The sequence below is a fragment of the Pseudarthrobacter sp. lyk4-40-TYG-27 genome (genome assembly GCF_030209295.1).
Lineage (GTDB): Bacteria > Actinomycetota > Actinomycetes > Actinomycetales > Micrococcaceae > Arthrobacter.
Genome location: NZ_JARVSH010000002.1, coordinates 107,622 through 127,615, shown reverse-complemented (window position 1 = coordinate 127,615; position 19,994 = coordinate 107,622). Strand labels below are relative to the sequence as shown.

Annotated in this window: 17 protein-coding genes; 5 read left to right on the top strand and 12 right to left on the bottom strand. The window is 66.9% G+C overall.

From position 1 onward, the window contains the following. Window positions 1-55: 55 nt before the first annotated feature. The 5 genes from QRM96_RS04030 to QRM96_RS04010 all read right to left on the bottom strand — a co-directional run bounded on the left by QRM96_RS04030 (window position 56) and on the right by QRM96_RS04010 (window position 6,363). Entirely contained in the window at window positions 56-2,263 is a 2,208-nt protein-coding gene (locus tag QRM96_RS04030; RefSeq protein ID WP_285318481.1) for an MDR family MFS transporter, read from the bottom strand. After that, window positions 2,263-2,745, bottom strand: a complete 483-nt coding sequence (locus QRM96_RS04025; RefSeq protein WP_285318479.1) for a MarR family winged helix-turn-helix transcriptional regulator — start codon at window positions 2,743-2,745, stop codon at window positions 2,263-2,265. Before QRM96_RS04025 ends, QRM96_RS04030 begins: the two co-directional genes overlap by 1 nt. Before the next feature lie 156 nt (window positions 2,746-2,901). After that, window positions 2,902-4,605 (bottom strand): thiamine pyrophosphate-binding protein, encoded by a 1,704-nt coding sequence (locus QRM96_RS04020; RefSeq protein ID WP_109863823.1) that lies wholly within the window; start codon window positions 4,603-4,605, stop codon window positions 2,902-2,904. Window positions 4,606-4,609: 4 nt separating this feature from the next. Next, a complete protein-coding gene (speB, locus tag QRM96_RS04015) occupies window positions 4,610-5,674 on the bottom strand; it encodes an agmatinase (protein ID WP_109863824.1) in 1,065 nt (354 codons plus the stop codon). A gap of 113 nt (window positions 5,675-5,787) precedes the next feature. Then, on the bottom strand, window positions 5,788-6,363 hold the full coding sequence (locus QRM96_RS04010) for a helix-turn-helix domain-containing protein (RefSeq protein WP_018762206.1): 576 nt from the start codon (window positions 6,361-6,363) through the stop codon (window positions 5,788-5,790). A gap of 275 nt (window positions 6,364-6,638) precedes the next feature. On the opposite strand from QRM96_RS04010, the gene QRM96_RS04005 reads away from it, so the two are divergent. After that, complete coding sequence (locus tag QRM96_RS04005) at window positions 6,639-8,159, top strand: sodium:solute symporter family protein (protein WP_018762205.1); 1,521 nt, start codon at window positions 6,639-6,641, stop codon at window positions 8,157-8,159. 77 nt (window positions 8,160-8,236) lie between these two features. Here QRM96_RS04005 and QRM96_RS04000 read toward each other — a convergent pair whose 3' ends face one another. Continuing rightward, window positions 8,237-8,464: a hypothetical protein gene (locus QRM96_RS04000; protein WP_285318475.1), complete on the bottom strand. Its 228-nt coding sequence runs from the start codon at window positions 8,462-8,464 to the stop codon at window positions 8,237-8,239. Between the two features lie 265 nt (window positions 8,465-8,729). Between QRM96_RS04000 and QRM96_RS03995 the strand changes: the two genes are divergently transcribed. Then, a complete protein-coding gene (locus tag QRM96_RS03995) occupies window positions 8,730-9,872 on the top strand; it encodes a VIT1/CCC1 transporter family protein (RefSeq protein ID WP_285318474.1) in 1,143 nt (380 codons plus the stop codon). Between the two features lie 41 nt (window positions 9,873-9,913). Here the strand turns inward: QRM96_RS03995 and QRM96_RS03990 are convergent, their stop codons facing one another. After that, window positions 9,914-11,050: an LOG family protein gene (locus QRM96_RS03990; protein ID WP_285318473.1), complete on the bottom strand. Its 1,137-nt coding sequence runs from the start codon at window positions 11,048-11,050 to the stop codon at window positions 9,914-9,916. Between the two features lie 257 nt (window positions 11,051-11,307). Here QRM96_RS03990 and QRM96_RS03985 point away from each other — a divergent pair, with 257 nt between their 5' ends. Next, window positions 11,308-12,048 (top strand): GntR family transcriptional regulator, encoded by a 741-nt coding sequence (locus tag QRM96_RS03985; RefSeq protein WP_018762201.1) that lies wholly within the window; start codon window positions 11,308-11,310, stop codon window positions 12,046-12,048. Window positions 12,049-12,065: 17 nt separating this feature from the next. Next, window positions 12,066-12,959: a 5-deoxy-glucuronate isomerase gene (gene iolB / locus QRM96_RS03980; protein ID WP_285318470.1), complete on the top strand. Its 894-nt coding sequence runs from the start codon at window positions 12,066-12,068 to the stop codon at window positions 12,957-12,959. Between the two features lie 36 nt (window positions 12,960-12,995). Here the strand turns inward: iolB and QRM96_RS03975 are convergent, their stop codons facing one another. Next, window positions 12,996-14,198 carry an MFS transporter gene (locus tag QRM96_RS03975; protein ID WP_285318468.1) on the bottom strand — a complete coding sequence of 401 codons (1,203 nt, stop codon included), beginning with the start codon at window positions 14,196-14,198 and terminating at the stop codon, window positions 12,996-12,998. Window positions 14,199-14,370: 172 nt separating this feature from the next. On the opposite strand from QRM96_RS03975, the gene QRM96_RS03970 reads away from it, so the two are divergent. After that, window positions 14,371-14,820 (top strand): MarR family winged helix-turn-helix transcriptional regulator, encoded by a 450-nt coding sequence (locus QRM96_RS03970; protein WP_018762198.1) that lies wholly within the window; start codon window positions 14,371-14,373, stop codon window positions 14,818-14,820. 63 nt (window positions 14,821-14,883) lie between these two features. On the opposite strand, the gene QRM96_RS03965 is transcribed toward QRM96_RS03970, so the two are convergent. The 4 genes from QRM96_RS03965 to QRM96_RS03950 form a co-directional block, all read right to left on the bottom strand. After that, complete coding sequence (locus QRM96_RS03965; protein ID WP_285318466.1) at window positions 14,884-16,341, bottom strand: sugar porter family MFS transporter; 1,458 nt, start codon at window positions 16,339-16,341, stop codon at window positions 14,884-14,886. 76 nt (window positions 16,342-16,417) lie between these two features. Next, complete coding sequence (locus tag QRM96_RS03960) at window positions 16,418-17,431, bottom strand: Gfo/Idh/MocA family protein (protein ID WP_285318464.1); 1,014 nt, start codon at window positions 17,429-17,431, stop codon at window positions 16,418-16,420. Window positions 17,432-17,488: 57 nt separating this feature from the next. Next, a complete protein-coding gene (locus QRM96_RS03955) occupies window positions 17,489-18,400 on the bottom strand; it encodes a sugar phosphate isomerase/epimerase family protein (RefSeq protein ID WP_018762195.1) in 912 nt (303 codons plus the stop codon). Between the two features lie 70 nt (window positions 18,401-18,470). After that, window positions 18,471-19,985, bottom strand: coding sequence for a CoA-acylating methylmalonate-semialdehyde dehydrogenase (locus tag QRM96_RS03950; protein ID WP_285318462.1), 1,515 nt, complete (start codon window positions 19,983-19,985; stop codon window positions 18,471-18,473). Between the last annotated feature and the right edge of the window lie 9 nt (window positions 19,986-19,994).

The following is a 19,994-nucleotide window of genomic DNA, read 5'->3' as shown; positions in this document are numbered from 1 at the left end:
GTCCGCGGCAATAGGTCGGCGGGAAGGGGGCCGTGGCTGGTCCGCCGGCGGCGGGCTAGCTTCCCTGCACGGACTCCGGCCGGTCGGCGCGAGACTGCGAGGGGGCGGCGGCACTGTGCTTGCCGTGGCCTGCCAGGTACAGCGCGGCCGCAGCCTGCAGCTTGCGCTCCTTCAGGAGCTTGCGCTGGACCCTGCTGAGCTCAGCGGCCGTGGCCGCCTGCTTGGCTGCAACCTCCCGCTGCGAACGCAGCTGCTCCTGGACATCCAGGACCAGGCCGCCCAGTTCCACCTGCTGGCGGGCCAGGAGCTGTTGGGTGTCCTGCAGTTTCCGGAGCGTGTCAGCGGCGCTGGCCACGGCGTCCGCGGCCTTGTCGACGCTGTCGGCGGACCGCAGGTCCAGCCCGTCGGAGCGGAAACTCCTGGCGAAGACTTCCTCGAAGTCCTCCGTGGCAACCCTTCCGGACGCTGCCGCCGCGGCGGCAGCACCGCCGTCGTACGTCTTGGCAGGGGCAACTGCGGCACCGGCATGCGTAGAAGTCCGTGCCGCGGTTCCCAGTCCGCCGGGGACGGGCCCGTTCCCGGCGGCAGCAACCACCGGCAGCTGGCCGGTCATGGCGGTCATCCCCGCTTCACCGGCGGCATTGGCCTGCAAGGTCGCCTCGGGGGTCATGTCCACGGTCCTTCGCAGCGGCTTTTCCTTGATGAAGATGACGGCGATGAGGGCCACCACGCTGACAATGGCAGTGATCATGAAGATGCCTGCCGTGGCGTCGCCGTAGGCCGCGCGCATAATGTCCGCAATCGGCGCGGGCAAGTCCTTGAGGTCCAGCGTGGCACCGCTGCTGCCGCCGGCTTGGATGCCGATTTTTGCGAGCCCGTCGGTGGCCAAATCCTTGACGTGGTTGGCCATGACGGCGCCCAGGACGGACACGCCGATGGCGCCGCCCACCGAGCGGAAGAACGCGACGGAGGCACTGGCGGAACCGATGTCCTTGGCCTGCACGGTGTTCTGCACGGCGAGGACGAGGTTCTGCATCAGCATGCCCAGTCCGAGGCCGAAGATGCCGGTGTAGAGGCCGGTCAGCCAAAGTTCGGTGGTGTGGTCCATGGTCCCGGCCAGGGCCAGGCCGCCGATCAACATGATGGTGCCGCCGATCAGGAAGCGCTTCCACTTGCCGTAGCGGCTGATCAGCTGGCCGGACACGACGGAACCGACCAGGTTGCCGGCGATCATGGGCAGGGTCAGCAGGCCGGCCTCGGTGGGCGTGGCGCCGCGGGCCACCTGGTAGTACTGGCCCAGGAAGGTGGAGGAACCGAACATGGCCACGCCAACGGCCACGGACGCGACGATGGCCAGGGCGGTGGTGCGCTCAGAGATGATCTTGAGCGGGATGATCGGCTGGGACACCTTGGATTCCACCAGGACCAGCAGTGCCAGCAGGAGGACACCGCCGCCCACCATTACCGCGGTCTGCCAGGACCACCAGTCGTAGTAGTCGGGGTTGCCGGCGAAGGAAACCCAGACCAGGAGCAGGCTGACGCCGGACGTGAGCAGGATGGCGCCGAGCCAGTCGATCTTGGCGGGGCGCTTAATGTGCGGAACCTTGAGCGTGATCTGGAGCAAAATCAGGGCGACGACGGCGAGCGGCACGCAGACAAAGAAGGTCCAGCGCCAGCCCAGCGGGCTGTCCACGATGAAGCCGCCGAGCAGCGGGCCACCGGCCGTGCCGACAGCCATGACGGCGCCCATGTAGCCGGAGTACTTGCCGCGCTCGCGCGGCGGGATGATGGAGCCGATGATGGCCTGCGCCAGGGCGGTCAGCCCGCCCATGGCGATGCCTTGGATCACGCGGGCGGTGAGCAGGAACGGAATGTTTTCGGAGAAACCTGCCATGACCGAGCCGGCAACGAAGATCACGATGCTCAGCTGGACCAGGACCTTTTTGTCGAAGAGGTCGGCGAGCTTGCCCCAGATGGGGGTGGTGGCAGCGTTGGCCAGCAGGGCGGCCGTGATGACCCAGGCGAAGTCGGTCTGGGTGCCCTTGAGCTCGGACATGATGGTGGGCAGCGCGTTCGCCACGATGGTGCTGCTGAGGATGGCGGTGAAGAAGGCGGCAAGGAGGCCGGTCAGGGCTTCCATGATCTGCCGGTGGTTCATGGGTGCGCCGGGTTCGTGGCGCTTGGATTGCCGCGATTCCTGTTTAGCGGAGCGCTGGCGCTGGCGCTCCTGCTCCTGGTCCGCGGCGGCGGTGACGTTGGCCATTAGTTGACTCCTGCGTGTTCGGTGGTGGTTCCGGCCGCCCTTGCCCGGATGGAATTCTTCAGGGATGCGGTGAGCTTGTTCAGCATCGCGGCGGTTGCAACGGCGTCGTCCTCGTTCCAGTCGGCGAGGTAGCCCTGCAGGGTTTCTGCCCGGTGGCGCACCAGCTCTGCGAGCTTTTCCTTTCCCTTGGGTGAGAGGGCCAGCAGCTGGGCCCTCCCGTCGTCGGGGTCCGGAGTGCGAAGCACGAGGCCGGCGTCCGCCAGTTCCGCGACGTGCCGGCTGAGGACCGGAGCGCTGACCCCCAGCCGTTCGGCGAGGTGCGCGGCACGGGTTTCCCCTTCGCCAATGAACTTGAGCACGCCTTGGAGTGCGATGCCCGTATCTTGACCTTTGACGTTGACCATGGTGACGCAGCGCAGCGCGCGCTGGAGGTCATAGATATGGCTGACGAGGTCGGCTGCGGTGGCCGGTGCGACAGACATGATCCTCCCTAAAGAATTAGTTGCTGCAAGCAACTGTACCAGCAAAAGGTTGCTTAGGGAAACGAAGTTATTGTCGTGGATGTCGCTTAAATGCATACGCTCCCCCACGCAGCCGTTGCCGGCGCGTAAGGGAGCGTATGCGCAGAAGCCTTGGGTTCAGCGGTCCAGATGGGTGGGCGCGAACATCTTCAGGAGCGTTTCAACCACGACGACGTTGGGGCCGTCTGCGGCGAACGCTGCCTTGAGTGCGTTCCCCACATCCTCCGGGGCCACCCGGGTTGCCGGCACGCCGAAGGACTCCGCCAGCTTCACGAAGTCGGGGCGGGCCAGTTCGGTGGCCGTGGCCTTGCCGAAGGCACCCACCATGTACTCGCGCAGGATGCCATAGCCGCCGTCGTCCACGATCAGCCAGGTGACCGGCACGTTGTGCTGCTTGGCAGTGGCCAGCTCGGCAATGGAATACATCGCCGAACCGTCCCCGGACACTGCCAGCACCCGGGCGGCGTTGGCGCCCTTGCCGGTGGTTTCCAGTCCCACCGCACCGCCGATCGCCGCCGGGAAGCCGAAACCGAGCCCGCCGGCGCCCTGGGCCGAGTGGAACTGGCCCTGGCGGGCGTCCCAACAGGACCAGCCCCAATAGGCGCTGATGGTCATGTCCCAGAACGTCTGCATGTCCGCCGGCACTGCCTCACGGATGTCCGCCATGAACTTCAGTTCCTTGCCGAGGTCCTGGGACTCGAGCCGGGCCTTGACCTTGGCGAGCGTGTCCCTGACCAAGTCCTCGGGCGAGGTGCCGTGCCAGTCCGCCTGTTCCCCGTGCGGCTCCGTCAGGGCGCCGTCGAGCGCCGCCAGCGCCTGGCCGGCGTCGGCACGGATGCCCAGGCCCGGCCGGTTCGACTCCAGGACCCGGGGTTCGGCGTCGATCTGGATGATCCGGCCGCGCGGCTCGAACGTGAAGTAGTTGGACGTGACCTCGCCGAGTGAGGAGCCGATGACCACCAGCACGTCGGCGTCCTCGAGCAGCTCCGTCATGAACTGGTCCTCGATCCAGGACTGGAGTGAGAGTTCATGGTTCCAGGGGAACGCGCCGTTGCCGCCGGGCGTGCAGATCACCGGGGCGCGGAGCTTCTCGGCTAGGGACAGCAGGGACTTTTCCGCGCGGCCGCGCCGGGTGCCGCCGCCGGCAATGATCGCCGGGCGCTTCGCCTCCGAAAGCCAGGACACGGCCTCGCGGACCAGTTCAACGCGCGGCGGGTTGTCCGCGGCCTCGGCGAGCGCATCCTCCACCGGCGGCACCATGATGGGATCCAGCAGGACGTTCTGCGGGATTTCGAGCCACACCGGGCCCTGCGGCGAGGAGATCGCCTCGGTCCAGGCGTCCTGGATGGCCGAGGGGATGCCGGACGCGTGCTGGATCAGCCGCTGGCTCTTGGTGACGTTGGCGGCCGAGGCCTTCTGGTCATCGAGCTGGTGCAGCATGCCCTTGCGGCGGGCACCGAGGCCTTCGAGCGGAATTTGGCTTGCCACCACCACCATCGGGACGCCGGTGGCATAGGCCTCCTGCAGCCCGGCCAGGGACGTCAGCGCGCCGGGGCCGGTGGAGAGGAAGAGAACGCCGACCTCTCCCGTGGCTCGGGAGTAGCCGTCGGCGGCGAAGGCCGAGTTGTTCTCCACCCGCGAGGAGACGAACTGCAGGTTGCCGCGGCCCATCGCATCAAAGAGTCCCAAGGCGTGCTGGCCGGGGATGCCGAACACCGTCTTGGCGCCCAGGGCTTCAAGCGTTTCGACGACGAGATCCCCGCCATTGCGCGCGCCTCCCCCGGGGGCGCCGGCAGGAGTGGGGTGTACAGGTTCGGTCATGGATCTACTCCTTGGCGGCGGCAGCGAAACCGGCGGGCCGGTGGGCCTCCCGGCCCAGCGCCTGGGCCTCGTAGCCGTTTGCCGCACCGAAGCGGTCCCCGGGAACGGCGTTGTCCGCCATCAGGGTCACCAGCTCGTACGCGACGTGGCTGGCCGCGACGCCGGTAATCTCGGCGTGGTCGTAGGCCGGGGACACTTCGACGACGTCGGCGCCCACCAGGTTCATGCCGCGGAAGCCGCGGATGATTTCCAGGAGTTCGCGGCTGGTGATGCCGCCGGCTTCCGGCGTGCCGGTTCCAGGCGCATGCGCGGGGTCCAGGACGTCAATGTCCACGGAGATGTAGAGCGGGCGGCTGCCGATCCGGTCGCGGACCTTGGCCACCGTCTCCAGGACGCCCTGGTAGTAGACGTCGGCGGAGGTGACGATGCCGAACCCGAAGCGGTGGTCGTCGTCGAGGTCCTTCTTGCCGTAAAGCGGGCCGCGGGTGCCGATGTGGCTGATCGCCTCGGTATCCAGGATGCCCTCCTCAACGGCGCGGCGGAACGGGGTGCCGTGGGTGTATTCGGCGCCGAAGTAGGTGTCCCAGGTGTCCAGGTGGGCGTCGAAGTGCAGCATGGCGATGGGGCCGCCGGCACGCTCGGCAGCCGCCCGAAGCAATGGCAACGCGATGGTGTGGTCCCCGCCCAGGGTCAGCAGCTTGCTGCCGGCCGCGGTCAGGTCCAGTGCGTTCTGCTGGATGGTCTCGATGGCCTCGTTGATGTTGAACGGGTTGACCGCCATATCCCCGGCGTCGGCCACCTGGATGTTCTCGAACGGGCTGACGTCCCAGGCCGGGTTGTAGGGGCGCAGCAACCTGCTGGCCTCGCGGACGTGGTTGGCGCCGAAGCGGGCGCCGGGCCGGTAGGAAACTCCGGAATCGAAGGGGACACCCACCACCGTGACGTCAGCCTTGGCCACCTGGTCCAGGCGGGGCAGCCGGGCATAGGTGGCGGCACCTGCGTAGCGCGGAATCCGGGATGAATCGATGGGGCCAAGGTTGCCGTTGGCTTCGATGCGCAGTTCTTCCAATGGAGGCCTCTCCTTCGAGGAGTTGAGGGGATTGTGTGACTGCCATCATACACTCCTGTTTCCTTTGGAGCATCAGGTGTTTACCAAACCGACCCCGGGACCCTGAGGAGCAGTCAGCGGCTGGCGGCGGGCACCAGGACCCAGAGCACCTCGACCGGCTTATCCGAGGGATTGATCCACGTGTGCGGCTCCCGCCCCGGGAACGTCACCGTATCGCCGGTACTGAGGTCGTATTCCTCGTTGGTGAGGATCAGCTTGATGGACCCCTTGATCACATGCAGCACGTCCACATCGCAGTCCACGGCGTAGAGTTCGGACTCGCCGCGGCCGTGCGGCTCAATGACGGCCTGGATGATCTGGACCCGGCGTTCCGAACGGGCGGTCAGCAGCCGCTCTACGATGCCCTGGCCGCCGAGCGAGATGCGCGGGCCGTCATTGCGCTTGGTGAGGTGGGTTTCCGGCGCAGCGAAGAGGTCGCCAATCGAAATCGAAAGCACCTGGCAAAGTGTCACCAGTGAAGCCACGGACGGTGAGGTCAGGTCGCGCTCCACCCGGCTGAGGAACCCCTTGGTCAGCCCGGTGGCGTCCGCAACTTGCTCGATGGTGAGCCGCTGGGACTGCCGGGCGGCCCGGATCCTGGAACCGATGGCGACCGGGACGTTGCTGGGCTCAACTGGCAGTGCCTTCATCTACGAACCTTTCATGGCCGGCAGCCCGGCTCCACTCTCGAGCCATCCTAATCCGCGGCGCTTTTGTGACGCGCGCATGCCACACCCGGGCCGCGCGGCGCGATTGTTCTTGACTGTTGCGGCCGTCACATCCTAGGCTTTGAAAACTCCTGTTGCCTATAAGGCAATACTGGAATCCCCAATACTGGAATCCCCTCCGTTCGTCCGCGGCGGTTCCGCGGGCCCTCGCCCCCGGTCCCATACCCGGCGCCCAACAGCTCCAAGGAGCCCTTCACATGGATGCAAGTGCCATCAACATCGCCATCGTGGTGGTGTATCTGCTCGCAATGCTGGCCTTCGGCTGGTGGGGCAAGTCCCGCACCAAGAACAACAGTGACTTCCTGGTTGCCGGCCGCCGGCTGGGCCCCTTCCTGTACACCGGCACCATGGCCGCGGTGGTCCTGGGCGGTGCGTCAACCGTGGGCGGCGTGGGACTTGGCTACAAGTTCGGCATCTCCGGGATGTGGCTCGTGGTGGCCATTGGCGCCGGGGTCCTGCTGCTGAGCCTGCTCTTCGCCGGCACCATCCAAAAGCTGAAAATCTACACCGTGTCCCAGATGCTCACCCTCCGGTACGGGAGCCGGGCAACGGAGGCCTCGGGCATCGTCATGCTCGCCTACACCCTGATGCTCTGCGCCACCTCCACCGGTGCGTACGCCACCATCTTCGTGGTCCTGTTCGGGCTTGACCGGGCCCTCGCCATCGCGATCGGCGGAGCCATTGTGCTGGTGTACTCCACCATTGGCGGCATGTGGTCCATCACCCTGGCGGACCAGGTCCAGTTCGTGATCAAGACCGTGGGCATCTTCTTCCTGATGCTCCCCTTCACCCTTAACGCCGCCGGCGGCCTTGACGGCATCCGCAGCCGCGTTGATGCCAGCTTCTTCCAGATTGACGGGATCGGCGTCCAGACGATCATCACCTACTTCGTCGTCTACACGCTGGGCCTGCTGATCGGCCAGGACATCTGGCAGCGGGTCTTCACCGCCAAGACGCCCAAGGTGGCCCGCTGGGGCGGAGCCACGGCCGGCGTCTACTGCATCCTGTACGGTGTGGCCGGTGCGCTGATCGGCATGGCCGCCAACGTGGCGTTGTCCAACGTCAAGATCGCGGCCAAGGACGACGTCTACGCCGAAGTGGCGCAAAACCTCCTGCCCGTCGGCATCGGCGGCCTGGTCCTGGCCGCCGCCGTAGCTGCCATGATGTCCACCGCGTCCGGCGCACTGATCGCCGCCGCCACCGTGGCAAGGGCGGATGTCCTGCCGTTCGTCGCCGGCTGGTTCGGCAAGGAGGTTTCCACCGGCGATTCCGAGAACCCGGAGCACGACGTCAAGGCCAACCGGGTGTGGGTCCTCGCGCTGGGCATTGTGGCCATTGTCATCGCCATCATCACCAAGGACGTAGTTGCGGCCCTGACCATTGCCTACGACATCCTGGTGGGCGGCCTCCTGGTAGCCATCCTGGGCGGCCTCGTCTGGAAGCGCGGCACCGGACTGGCAGCAGCGGCATCCATGGCAGTCGGCTCCGTGGTGACCCTGGGCACCATGATCATCCTGGAGGTCAACGCCAAGGCGCCACTGGACGGCATCTACGCGAACGAGCCCATCTACTACGGCCTGATCGCCTCGGCCATTGTCTACGTCGCCGCCTCGCTGCTCACCCGCCCCACCGACCCCCTGGTCATGCAGGCCTGGCAGCGCCGCGTGGCCGGCCAGGAGCCGGAGGAAGCTTCCGAGGAAATCCTCGCCGGCCACTGACTGGACACAGGCTTCAACGCACGACGACGGCGCCTCCTTTCGCTTCCAGGCGGAAGGAGGCGCCGTCGTCGTTGGTCCTACTCCCCTTCGCCGCGGAGCTCGTCATCATCCAGCGGGACCTCGCGGTCCTCGGCGTCGATGACGACCGGAGGGGCCTTGACCACGGGCTCTTCCTGGTCCATGAATTCATCCTCCGCGTCCCAGCCGGCATCGTCCACCGGGGCATCCTCGGCGTAATCGTAGGCGGGGTCCGCTTCTACGGCGTCCAGGTGCGGCATGTCGGGGTGCTGTCCGGTGGTGCCCATGATCCAACCTCCGTGTTTCGCCTGGCGTGCTCTTTCGGGACGGGCGAAGGCCGCGCCACCCCTTCATCACAGCACCGGCGGGGCTGGGGGTCAAGGGCCGCGGCGGCACCATCAAAGGCCGCGGAATCCAGGAAATACGGGGTGTTTTTTACGGTAAACCGAAACTCCCCAGCGAGGTTTGCCAGCCAAAAAACCGCGGAAAATCGCAGTACGCTGGCAGGGCAAAGGCGCCGCAACCATGCCCTTTCCAAACCCAGGAGTACCAGTGTCGCAGCACGCCCAGTCCGAATCCCATGCCGTCCCGGAGGCCGCCACGACCCCCCGGAGCCAGCCCTCGCCGTCGAACATCAAACGGTGGCGCCAGTACCTCGCCGACGAGCGCGCCGAAGCCGCCGTCTACCGCGACCTGGCGCAGAACCGCGAAGGGGAAGAGCGGTCCATCCTGCTGGCCCTGGCTGAAGCCGAAGGCCGGCACGAGGCGCACTGGCTGGCCCTGCTGGGCGAGCACGCGGGCAAGCCGAAACGGGCATCCGCCCGAAGCCGGTTCCTGGGGTTCCTGGCCCGGCACTTCGGCTCCGTCTTCGTGCTGGCCCTGGCCCAGCGGGCGGAGGGCCGCTCCCCCTACGCCAAGGACCCCAATGCCACCGAGGCCATGGCGGCCGACGAACAGATCCATGAGGAGGTGGTCCGGGGACTGGCAACCCGCGGCCGCAACCGGTTGGCCGGTACGTTCCGCGCCGCCGTCTTCGGTGCCAACGACGGCCTGGTCAGCAACCTCTCCCTGGTGATGGGCATGGCGGCGTCCGGAGTGGCCAGCAGCGTGGTACTGCTCAGCGGCATCGCCGGGCTCCTGGCCGGCGCCATGTCCATGGGGGCCGGCGAGTTCATTTCCGTTCGTTCCCAGCGGGAACTGCTGGCAGCCACGCGCCCCACCCAGGTCACCCTGGCGGCTGCGCCCAAGCTTGACCTCCAACACAACGAACTCCTGCTGGTGTACCTGGCCCGTGGGATGTCCCGGGAGGCAGCCGAACACCGGGTGGCCGAGCGCACGGGCCTGCTGTCCTGCGACTGCGACCCGAGCCTGTCGCTGCAGCCGGAGCTGCCGGAGGAAGAGGACCAGCATGAGGCAGTAGGCACCGCATGGGGTGCCGCGCTCTCCAGCTTCTGCTTCTTCGCATCCGGCGCCATCATCCCCATCCTGCCGTTCCTGTTCGGCCTCACCGGCGTTGCCGCCCTCGTGGTGGCGGGGTCCCTGGTGGGCATCTCCCTCCTGGCCACAGGCGCCGCTGTTGGCCTGCTGTCCGGCACGTCCCCGCTGACCCGCGGCCTGCGCCAGCTGGCCATCGGCCTGGGCGCCGCCGTCATCACCTACCTGCTGGGCCTGCTGTTCGGCACGGCGGTGGGCTAGCCGCCACCTGCCCACACTCCGTGGAGGTCTTCGGGCGCCGTTCAGCGGCGCCGGAGGACCTCCACTGCTTCGTCCACTGTGTCCACGAGGAAGATGTAGTCGGCCATGGTGCGCCCGGCGGCCAGGCTTGCCAGCATGGGCCAGGCCGGGTATTCCTGTTCCCAGTGCCGGCGCCCCACCAGCACCATGGGAGCCACCTTTTCCCGGGCACCGTAGTAGTTTTCGCAGGCGTCCTGGAAGATCTCCTGGACCGTGCCCGCGGCTCCGGGGAGGAACACGATGCCGCCGTGGCACAGTTGCAGGAGGATGGCTTCGCGGATGGCGTTGGCGAAGTATTTTGCGATGTGCGTGGCGAAGTAGTTGGGCGGCTCATGCCCGTAGAACCAAGTGGGGATCCCCAGGGACGGAGTCCCGCCCGGGTGGCGGTCGACGACGGCGGCGGCCGCGCGTGCCCAGGCCGAGACCGAGGGCCGGAACCCGGGGACGGCGGCGAGCGCGGTGAGCTCCTGCTGCAGGTCGTCGTCGGACGCCCCGCTCAGGTACGCACCCAGGTTCGCCGCCTCCATGGCGCCGGGTCCGCCGCCGGTGGCCACCACATGTCCGTCGCGGGCAAGCAGCCTGCCCAGCCGCGCCGCCTGGGCGAACCCCGAACTGCCGCGGGGCGCCGCATGGCCGCCCATCACGCCGACGATGGACCGGCGGTTCCAGGGCGCGGAGCGGGTGAGTTCGTCGAGCGCATCGCCGATGGCGTGGTCGTGCAGGGCAGAGGCCAGGGTCGCGTCCACGCGATGGCGCTGGCCGGCCTGGATGCTCCAGTGGTAGATGCGGGCATCGGGAAGTTCCTCGTAGGGAGAGGAAGCCAGCCCGTCGTAGAGCTCGGCCGGGGAATACAGGGTGGCGCGGTAGGGGTCGAACGGGACGCCTTCGAGCCGGGGAAAGATCAGCGCGCCACGGCTGCGGAGGTTGGCCTCCATGCCGTCGTCGAAGAGGCAGCCAAGGAACATGGCCCCCTCAACATCCACCCTCTTTAGGTCCGCGGCCCGCCCCCGGAGGTCCAGCGACTGGGCGTGCCAGCCATGCAGGTTGACGGCGCCGCCGGCAACCAACCGGTCGAAGCTGGCCAGGTCCTGGACTTCGAGGTTGCGGGGACGGGGGCCAAGGCTGCCGGCGAAGTTCACGGTTGCTGCCCTCCGGTCCTGGTCATGGAGCCAGCCTAGGGCACCGCAGGTGCACGGCGGGGCTCTGCCGCATGGCGCGATGGGCGCCGGGCCTGTCCCGTCCGGCCACCAGCCGCGACTTCCCTTGACGCCCGGAACCCGCCTGCTACGATCGAGCAGGATAGTATGTCCTATCAAGAGAACATATAGGCGCTCGGTACGTCGGCACGCCGCCCGGACCGACTGCCGCGCAGACACCAAAGGCGAGGGACCGCACCGTGGCGAACAACCTGGGACTGAACATCGACCGTTCCTCCCCCGTACCCCTGTACCACCAAGTGGTCCAAGGGATCGAAGCCGCAATCTACAGCGGGGTGCTCGAACCCGGCAGCCGGCTGGACAACGAAATCGACCTGGCCGCCCAGCTCAACCTCTCCCGGCCAACCATGCGCAAGGCGATGGACGAACTGGTGCGTTCAGGCCTCCTGGTGCGCAAGCGCGGTGTGGGAACCCAGGTGGTGTCCAGTCAGGTGCGCCGCCCGCTGGAGCTCTCGAGCCTCTACGACGACCTCACCAACAACGGCAAAAAGCCCACTACCGAGGTCCTGAGTTTTTCCCATGTGGAGGCGGACGACGCCACCCTCACCACGCTCCAGCTTCCGGCCGGCTCCAAGGTCTACCATTTCACCCGGCTTCGGAAGGTGGCCGGCAAGCCGCTGGCCCTGATGGAGAACTGGGTGCGCGACGATATCGCCGACATGGACGAGGCCATGCTGGGGGCCGAGGGCCTGTACTCGATCCTGCGCCGTGGCGGCGTGAACTTCCGGCTGGCCAACCAGCGCATCGGCGCCGTGAATGCCAACGACTACCAGGCATCCATGCTGGACACAGCCGCCGGTTCCGCCCTGGTCACCATGGAACGCACGGCCGTGGATGACACCGGCCGCCGCGTCGAGACCGGGCACCACGTCTACCGGGCCGATTCATACAGCTTTGAAATGACCCTCGTACAGCGCTAGCGCAAAGGAACACCGCCATGACCAACTGGGTCTATCCCCTGGGCACAGCCGCGGACGGAAAATGGGACGTTTCGATCGGCACGTCCGACTCCTCCCTCTCCGTGGAGGGCTGGGCACACACGGGACTCAAGGTGGCCACCTTGCCGGCGGGCGCCGCCGTCGACCTTCCCGCCGCAGGCGAGGAACGGATCGTGGTGCCCCTCAGCGGATCGTTCACCGTGACAGTGGACGGCACGGAATACCCGTTGGCCGGCCGCCCGGCCGTTTTCGCCGGCCCCACCGACGTACTCTATTCCGGCACCGGACGCACCGTCCGCATCACGTCAGCCGACGGCGGGCGGGTGGCCGTTGCCACCGCCCCGGCCCGGGCCTCGTACCCCACCCGGGTGGTGCCCGCCGCCGACATCCCGGTGGAACTGCGTGGTGCGGGCAACTGCTCCCGCCAGGTCCACAACTTCGGCACACCGGCAGCACTCGAGGCGGACCGCTTCATCGTTTGCGAAGTCCTCACCCCGGCCGGCAACTGGTCCTCCTACCCTCCGCACAAACATGACGAGGAGACGGTCGGCGAGACCTCCCTGGAGGAGATCTACTACTTCGAAACCCAGGTAGCGGCCGGCGGCGCGGCACCTGCCGATGTGGATGCGATTGGATACCAGCGCGTCTACGCTTCGGACGAGCGGCCCATCGATGTCTCGGCAGAAGTCCGCACGGGCGACGTTGTGCTGGTGCCCTACGGCTGGCACGGCCCCGCCATGGCTGCCCCGGGATACGACCTCTACTACCTGAACGTCATGGCGGGCCCGGGGCCGGTGCGCGAATGGCTGATCAGCGACGACCCGCACCATGGCTGGGTACGGCAGGCCTGGGAGGGCCAGGACATCGATCCCCGGCTGCCCTTCGGGGCCTGACCAAAAACCGGGCGCTTCTTTTCCCGGCCCGGCGGCCTAGCGGACCGCCAACGGTTCCGCCGCCTGCACCTCGCCGGCCGGCCGCTGTTCGCCGCGCTTGGCGGCCGCCGCTGCGAACGCCATGACCACCACTCCCGCAAGGGTGATGACAGCCCCGGCCCAGATGGGCGACGTATAGCCGAATCCCGCAGTAATGGTGACGCCACCCAGCCAGGCGCCCAGGGCATTGCCCACGTTGAACGCACCGATATTCGCCCCGGAGGCAAGCGTGGGAGCGCCGGGGGCATACTTCATAACCCGCATCTGCAGCCCGGGAACGGTGGCGAAGCCGAAGCCGCCCATCAGGACCAGTGAGATGACGGTGAGCACCGGATTGGCGGCGGTGACGGCAAAAGCCACCAGGACCACGGAGAGGATGGCGAGCACCACCAACAGCGTCCGGTCGACGTTGCGGTCTGCCGCTTTTCCGCCCAGCGTGTTGCCGGCGAAGAGTCCCACGCCGAAGACAATCAGCAGCCATGGCACGGTGGAGGCGGCGAAGCCGGACACCTCGGTCAGCGTGTAGGCGATGTAGGTGAACGCGCCGAACATTCCGCCGAAGCCGAGGATGGTCACCACGATGGACAGCCAAACCTGCCCGGAGCGGAAGGCCCGCAGCTCGGAGCGGAGGCTGCCCGCTTTGTCGGCTTCACCGGCCTGCCGGGGCACCAGGGCAAGGATGCCGGCGAGGGCGGCCACCCCGATAACCGTGATGGCCCAGAACGTAGCCCGCCATCCGGCGGCCTGGCCCAACAGCGTGCCGAACGGAACGCCCAGGACATTGGCGGCGGTGAGTCCGGTGAACATCAGCGCAATGGCACCGGCCTTCTTGCTGGGCGGAACCATGCCCGCGGCCACCACGGCGCCAATTCCGAAAAAGGCACCGTGCGACAGGGCGGCGATGATCCGGCCCAGCATCATGGGCCAATATCCGCCAGCGGTGGCGGAGAGCAGGTTTCCTGCGATGAACAGGACCAGCAGGGCAGCCAGCACCGGCTTGCGTTCAAGCCTCGTCACGGCTGCGGTGAGGCCCAGCGCGCCCACCACGACGGCGAGCGCGTAACCGGAGATGAACCATCCGGCGGAGGCCTCGCTGACGCCGAAATCCGCGGCCACCTGCGGAAGCAGTCCGGCGATGACAAATTCGGTGAGTCCAATTCCGAAGCCGCCGAGGGCGAGGGCTATCAGGCCAACAGGCATGGAAATGCTCCTTCGAGTTGCAGGGGTTGGTTGTCCCGTGGAAGGGAAGGCGCCTAAGATAGTTGCAGGCGCGGTATTTATTGTTGCACATGCAAATATACCGCGCAAGCAACTATCTGCGTTCAATGATCGATGGCCGCCCGTTTGGCGCCATTGTGGTGAAGGAGCAACCATGGGCATCAAGGACGACGCCGTTGAGGTACGCGCCCAGGGGTGGCGCACCTTGGCGGCCCTGCATGGCTTGATTGAAGGTGAGCTGGAACGTTCCCTGCAGGCCGAGTCGGGGCTTTCCGTGGTGGAGTACACCGTGCTGGATGCCCTCAGCCGGCAGGACGGGTGGCATATGCGGATGCAGCAACTTGCCCGCGCCACGGCACTCAGCCCCAGCGCCACCACCCGGCTGGTGAACCGGCTGGAGGACCGCGGCCTCCTGACCCGGATCCTGTGCGACGACGACCGCCGCGGCATCTACACCGAGCTGACCGGCAGCGGCATCAACCTGCTTTCTGAGGCCCGGCCGGTCCACGATGCCACCCTGGAGCGTGCGCTGGACCAGGCCCAGGCGGTCCCGGAGCTGGCGCCGCTGGTGGACGCCCTGCCCCGGTTGCACGCGCCGGCATAAAGCAGCCCCCGGAAGGATCAGCACACGGGCTGCTGCTTTCTGCGCGGTAACGGACGGGGAGGGTCAGGGAACCTTGGCCGCGGCGTCCGTGGGGTGGCCGGCGGCGACGTTCTTGAAGTAGTGCTCCAGATCCTCCAGGCTCTTGTCCTTGGTCTCCGGCACGTACTTGGCGGCGAAGCCGATGGCACCGATGCCCAAGCCGGCAAACACGAAGAAGGTGTTGGAGATCCCGATGACGGCCAGCAGCTGCGGGAATCCGAAACCGACCAGGAAGTTGACGGTCCACAGCAGGAACGCCGAAGCACCCATCCCCAGCCCCCGGATCTTCAACGGAAAGATTTCCGAGAGCATCAGCCACGTCACCGGTGAAATCGCGCCTTGCTGGAAGGCCAGGAACGTCACGGTCAGGGCCAGGATGGCGAAGCCCCTGTCCGGACCTTCGGGGAGGATCAGCGAGAAGAGGCCGATCAGCAGCAGCGTCGTCGTGGTACCAATTTGTCCCGTGATCAGCATCCTGCGCCGGCCCACCTTGCCCAGCAGCCAGATGCCCACGAACGTGGCAAGCACCGAGATGGTGCCGTTGGCGATATTGGCCGTCAAGGCGGCCTCGCGGCCAAAGCCTGACGTGGAGAGGATCTGGGTTCCGTAGTACATGATCGAGTTCACGCCGGTAATCTGCTGGATCACGGCAAGGCCCAGTCCCACGAAGAAGATGCGCCGGAGCCATGGGATGCCGAGGTCCTTCCACGAGCCCATCGTGGACTTGCCGTCTTCCAGGGCCATGGCTTTGACTTCTTCGAACTCCCTGGCTGCTTCCTCCTGCGATCGGATCCGCTGCAGCACCCTGAGCGTCTCGCCGAAGCTGCCAGTGGACGCCAGCCACCGGGGGCTCTCCGGCATGAAGTTCATCCCGATCCACAAAGCGATGGCCGGCAGCGTGGCGATCACCAGCATCCAGCGCCAAATGCCGTGCGACCCGCCGAAGGAGTTGCCCAGGCAGGCGTTGAAGGTGAACGCCAGCAGCTGCCCGGTGACGATCATGAGTTCGTTTCGCGTGACAATGCGGCCGCGCCGGTTTCCCGGCGCCACCTCGGCCAGATACACAGGGACCGTAACGGACGCCCCGCCCACGGCGAGCCCCAGGACGAACCGGGCGGCGACCATCACCCCGGTGTTCGGCGAGAAGGTACAGGCAAGGGTGCCCGCCAGGAAGATCACGGCCAGCCCCATGAGCATCAGCCGCCGGCCGTGGCGATCCGCCAGGCGGCCGCCGAACAATGCACCGAAGGCCGCACCGAACAGCAGGGACGACGTGACCAGGCCCTCGGTCAGTGGTGTCAGGCCCAGGTCCTCCTGCATGTACGGCAGTGCCCCGTTGATTACACCGGTGTCATAGCCGAAGAGCAGGCCGCCCAAGGTGGCGATGATGGTGGCAGTCCGCAGTGCTCGCCTGTGGTTGCCCGGCGGGATGGTGGCGTGCTGCAGCCCGTGCGACGCATGCTGGTCAGGAGTGGATTTCACATAAACACTCCATTGTGGACCAGCAGGGATGCGGACACAAAAGAGGGACGGATGGCCGGCCCGTCCCCCTCCTGTCCTACTTGTACAGGTCCGGCTTTGCGGCCAACTTCACGGCCACCTTTTCACCGTTCTTCTGCGCCTCGACGCCCGCTTCGCAGCACGCGGCGGTGGCGTACCCGTCCCAGGCGGAGGGGCCGCCGATCCCGCCCTTAAGTGCCGCGTCCACCCACGACTGGATTTCGACGTCGTACGCGGCTCCGAAACGCTCCTCGAACCCTGGCGTGACGTTGCCGCCCCAACGGCCGGCGCTGCGCGTGTAAGGGCCGGTGTCCCCGCCGATGCTGACGATGCCGTCCTCGAAGGTGGCCTGGGTAGCCACTTCGTAGCCGAACTTGGCATTGACGTAGATTTCGACGTCGGCCAGGACCCCTGACTCGGTTTCAATGAGGACGTGCTGGGGATCGTGCTGGCCGTTGGGCGCGGTCCTGGTTGCCTTGCCCAGGCGGACCTGGACGCTGGTGATTTCCTCGCCGGTGAAGTAGCGGATGGCGTCGAATTCGTGGACGACGGAGTCGTTGATGAGCATCTCGTTGGTGAAGCCTTTGGGGGTGGTGGGGTTGCGGTGCTGATGGTGCAGCATCAGCAGCTCACCCAATTCCTGGTTCCGGATGATCGAGCCAAGGGCCGCGTATTCGGCGTCGAAGCGGCGCATGAAGCCCACCTGGATGCGCTGGTGGCCCAGGGCAACCTCGGCCTCGACGATTTTCCAGGACGATTCGGCGTCCGGGGTGAGCGGCTTTTCGCAGAGGATCGGGATGTCCTTGGCGAGCGCTTTGAGCAGGATGTCCTGATGGAGGAACCCCGGGGTGGCGATCAGCACCGCGTTGACGCCACCGTGAATCAGGGCTTCCTCGGCGTCGGTGAGGGCAACGGCACCGGGGATGCCTTCGATGGCGGCCTGCGCGCGGGCAAGGTCGACGTCGACGACGGCGGCAACTTCTGCTCCGTGGATGCGCTTGCTGAGGCGCTGGATGTGGTCTGCGCCCATGCGGCCTGCCCCGATAACGGCGACGCGGAGGGATTCAGTCATTGTTCAGTCCTTCTGGTTCTGGAGGGAAGGGAGGTGCAGTCCGCCTGTGCTGGTCCGTCAGCTGACGGTCGTGCGGGAGCCGCAGGACAGCAGGTAGTTTCGGGTGCGCTTGGCGATAGGCATCGGAACGTCGAAGGCCACGGGGTACATGTCCTGCTCCACGATGCCGAAGATGGGCCGGTTCAAGGCTTCCACTGCGTCGATGACCGCCCGCAGGTCGGGCAGCCCGTTCGGCGGCTCGGTCATGACTCCTGCGAGGTTCGCCGCGGCCCAGGTCATGTTCTCGTCGTTGACCTTCTTCAGGATCTCCGGGTTGACCTGCTTCAAGTGCAGGTAGCCGATCCGGTCCGGGTAGTTCTTGATCAGTTCCAGGCTTGAGGCGCCGCAGTATTCGGCATGGCCGGTGTCCAGGCACAAGTTCAGGTATTTCGGGTCCGTGGCGTTCAGAAGGGTCTCGATGTCCTCCTGGGCTCCCACGTGCGAGTCTGCGTGGGAGTGGAACTGCTGCTGCAGGCCAAAGTCCTCCAGGAGGGTCTTGCCCAGGCGGTCATGGCCGGCGAACAGGTCGCGCCAACCCTTCTCGCTCAGTGTCCCGCTCTCCACGGCCTCGCCGGTGACGTCGTCGCGCCACATGGCCGGGATGACCACCATATGCTCTCCGCCCATGGCGGCGGTCAGTTCAGCGACTTTCCGGGCGGGCTCCCAGGCGGTTTCCCACTGGTCCAGGCCGCGGTGGAACGCGGTGAATACGGTGCCGGCTGTGACCTTGAGGTCACGCTGCTTCAGTTCTTCGGCAAGCCGGATGGGATCGTTGGGCAAGTAGCCATAGGGGCCCAGCTCGATCCATTTGTAGCCTGATTCGGCCACCTCGTCGAGGAAGCGTTCCCACGGGGTCTGCTGGGGATCGTCCGCGAACCAGACGCCCCAGGAGTCCGGTGCCGTGCCGATGATCAGCTTGTTCTCAGTCATGTGCCTGTTCCTTTGGAGGGTTCGGCAGGTTCAACCAGCGGTGGTTGAGCCTGCCGAAACCGGATGGGGACTAGTTGGAGGGGAAGTTGTAGGAGGCGCCGGAGGCGTGGTGGGTTTCGGGCCAGCGGGAGGTGACCACTTTGCCGCGGGTGTAGAAGGAGACGCCTTCGGGACCGTACATGTGCTTGTCGCCGAAGAGCGAGGCTTTCCATCCGCCGAAGGAGTGGTAGGCCACCGGGACCGGAAGGGGCACGTTGATGCCGATCATGCCGACGGTTACCGAGCGCTGGAACGTGCGGGCGGCCGCGCCGGAGGAGGTGAAGATGGCGGTGCCGTTGCCGTAGGGATTGGCGTTGATCAGCTTGATGCCGTCCTCGAGGGTATCGACGCGGACCACCACCAGGACGGGACCGAAGATTTCCTCCGTGTAGGCGGTCATTTCGGTCTTGACATGGTCGAGGACGGTGGGGCCTACCCAGAAGCCGTTTTCGTGGCCGGGGACCACCAGGTCGCGGCCGTCCACCACCATGGCGGCGCCGGCGGTTTCGGCGTCGGTGACGATCCGGACAATGCGTTCCTTGGAGGCCGGGGTGATGACAGGGCCCATTTCGGCGCCGGGCGCGGTGCCGTTGTTGACCCTCACGGCTTCGGCGCGTTGCTGGACCTTTGCCACCAATGCATCGGCGGCGTCTCCGACGGCGACCGCGACGGAGATGGCCATGCAGCGTTCGCCGGCGGAGCCGAACGCGGCGGCCGCGAGGTGGTCCGCCGCATTGTCCAGGTCGGCGTCGGGCAGGACGATGGCGTGGTTCTTCGCCCCGCCCAGCGCCTGGACGCGCTTGCCGTGCCGGGTGGCGGTCTCGTGGACGTACTGGGCGATCGGGGTGGAGCCGACAAAGGAGATGCCGTCCACGTCCGGGTGGGTGAGGAGCCCGTCCACGGTTTCCTTGTCGCCGTGCAGGACCTGGAACACGCCGTCCGGCAGCCCGGCTTCCTTCCAAAGCTTGGCCAGCAGCAGGGAGGCGGAGGGGTCGCGTTCGGAGGGCTTCAGGATGAAGGCGTTGCCCGTGGCAATCGCCATCGGGGCCATCCACAGCGGCACCATGACGGGGAAGTTGAACGGGGTGATGCCGGCGACCACGCCGAGCGGTTCACGGAAGGAGAAGACGTCGATGCCGGTGGAGACCTGGTCCGAGTAGTCGCCTTTGAGCAGGGTGGGGATCCCGCAGGCGTACTCCACCACTTCCAGGCCACGGCCGATCTCGCCCTTGGCGTCAGAAAGGACCTTGCCGTGCTCGGCGGTGACCAGGGCCGCGAGTTCATCCATATGGGCGGCGACGAGCTCGCGGAACGTGAACAGCACTGCGGTACGCCTGGCCAGGGAGGTCTCGCCCCAGGAATCGGCGGCCTTGCGGGCAGCGGCGACGGCGGTGTCCAAGTCGGCCCGGTTGGCCAGGCGCAGCTCGCCGGTGACGGCACCCGTAGCAGGGTTGTAGACGTTCGTGGTGCGGTCGCCCTCGCCCGGGGTTTCGGCGCCGTTGATGAAGTGGTTGATCACGGTAGCTTCAGTGGTGGTGGCAGTCATGGAACTCTT

Excerpts from the sequence above, each read along its gene's own strand:
- QRM96_RS04025 (WP_285318479.1), bottom strand. The coding sequence starts at position 2,745 with ATGTCTGTCGCACCGGCCACCGCAGCCGACCTCGTCAGCCATATCTAT.
- QRM96_RS03960 (WP_285318464.1), bottom strand. The coding sequence starts at position 17,431 with ATGACTGAATCCCTCCGCGTCGCCGTTATCGGGGCAGGCCGCATGGGC.
- QRM96_RS04020 (WP_109863823.1), bottom strand. The coding sequence starts at position 4,605 with ATGACCGAACCTGTACACCCCACTCCTGCCGGCGCCCCCGGGGGAGGC.
- QRM96_RS04000 (WP_285318475.1), bottom strand. The coding sequence starts at position 8,464 with ATGGGCACCACCGGACAGCACCCCGACATGCCGCACCTGGACGCCGTA.
- QRM96_RS03955 (WP_018762195.1), bottom strand. The coding sequence starts at position 18,400 with ATGACTGAGAACAAGCTGATCATCGGCACGGCACCGGACTCCTGGGGC.
- QRM96_RS04010 (WP_018762206.1), bottom strand. The coding sequence starts at position 6,363 with ATGAAGGCACTGCCAGTTGAGCCCAGCAACGTCCCGGTCGCCATCGGT.
- QRM96_RS03975 (WP_285318468.1), bottom strand. The coding sequence starts at position 14,198 with ATGCCTGTTGGCCTGATAGCCCTCGCCCTCGGCGGCTTCGGAATTGGA.
- QRM96_RS03950 (WP_285318462.1), bottom strand. The coding sequence starts at position 19,985 with ATGACTGCCACCACCACTGAAGCTACCGTGATCAACCACTTCATCAAC.
- QRM96_RS04005 (WP_018762205.1), top strand. The coding sequence starts at position 6,639 with ATGGATGCAAGTGCCATCAACATCGCCATCGTGGTGGTGTATCTGCTC.
- QRM96_RS03970 (WP_018762198.1), top strand. The coding sequence starts at position 14,371 with ATGGGCATCAAGGACGACGCCGTTGAGGTACGCGCCCAGGGGTGGCGC.
- iolB (WP_285318470.1), top strand. The coding sequence starts at position 12,066 with ATGACCAACTGGGTCTATCCCCTGGGCACAGCCGCGGACGGAAAATGG.
- QRM96_RS04030 (WP_285318481.1), bottom strand. The coding sequence starts at position 2,263 with ATGGCCAACGTCACCGCCGCCGCGGACCAGGAGCAGGAGCGCCAGCGC.